General features: G+C 28.9%; 1 pseudogene. It reads left to right on the top strand.

The features are described 5' to 3' along the window. Nucleotides 1–816 (top strand): annotated as a pseudogene (locus ELQ11_RS09600) (DNA methylase); the annotation flags it as partial.

The raw sequence follows: 816 nt of genomic DNA, 5'->3' as shown, positions 1-816 counted from the left end.
GCAAAAATATGCAGCTATAGATCTTAAGTCATTTTATGCTTCTGTTGAATGCATTTTAAGAAAATTAGATCCTCTAAATACCAATCTTGTAGTTGCGGATGAAAGTAGAACTGAAAAAACAATATGTCTTGCGGTATCTCCCGCATTAAGATCTTATAATATATCAGGCAGATTAAGACTATTTGAACTAATACAAAAAGTAAAAACAATCAATTACAAGCGCTTAAAAATTGCTAAATATTTCAGTGCAAAATCATACAATCATCTTGAACTAATAAATAATCCTAATTTAGAACTTGATTACATTGTCGCAAAACCTAGGATGTCAACATATATAGACTATAGTTCTAAAATCTACAGTATTTATTTAAAGTATTTTGATCCAAAAGACATTCATATTTACTCCATTGATGAAGTATTTATTGATTTAACTCCTTATATCAAACATTATAAGCTATCTGCTGACAAACTCATTGAAAACATATTATTTGAAATTTTAAAAACAACTCAAATAACAGCAACTGCGGGAATAGGAACAAATCTTTACTTAGCAAAAATTGCAATGGATATATTAGCCAAAAAACAAAATACTAATAAAGATGGACTTTGCATAGGGTATTTGGATGAAATGCTTTATAGAAGAAAATTATGGCAACACACGCCCATAAATGATTTTTGGCGTATAGGCAAAGGATATGCAACAAAACTAAAAAGCATAGGCATTAACAATATGGGAGATTTAGCAAGATACTCTCTTAATAACGAGGATAAACTTTATCAAATTTTTGGAGTAAATGCTGAGTTATTAATCGATCA

The organism is Campylobacter sp. US50a (genome assembly GCF_004379015.1).
GTDB lineage: Bacteria > Campylobacterota > Campylobacteria > Campylobacterales > Campylobacteraceae > Campylobacter_D > Campylobacter_D jejuni.
Note: the sequence above shows the minus strand (reverse complement) of the source record. Positions and strands in the feature narration are given on the sequence as shown.